The following is a 283-nucleotide window of genomic DNA, read 5'->3' on the forward strand; positions in this document are numbered from 1 at the left end:
GCTGCCGAGCAGCGAGCTTTTCCTGGGGGCAATGGCCGGTGGCGGCTCCGCGGCAATGATGTCGGGCTCGTCGAAGACATCGACTTCCGCCGGGAGGACCATCGCGACATCGGTCTTCATCGCGCGCGGTTTGCGCTGGGCATCGGCCTGGGGGCGCGGTTGTGGGTGCGTTTGTCTTGATGTGGCTTCCGGCTCGATGCGGAATGCCGCCGGCTTGCGGGGCGCGATCATGCCAAATGATCTCCAATCAGGAACTGCAAGGCACGGTCGAGCCTGATATGCG

The 283-nt window shown here is 64.7% G+C and carries 1 pseudogene; it reads right to left on the reverse strand.

Annotation, left to right across the window (positions count from 1 at the left end):
• Nucleotides 1-231, reverse strand: a pseudogene (locus EOC06_RS44375) (TIGR01620 family protein); the annotation flags it as partial.
• Nucleotides 232-283 lie beyond the last annotated feature (52 nt).

This window comes from Mesorhizobium sp. M7A.F.Ca.MR.362.00.0.0 (genome assembly GCF_004023175.1).
Taxonomy (GTDB): Bacteria; Pseudomonadota; Alphaproteobacteria; order Rhizobiales; family Rhizobiaceae; genus Mesorhizobium.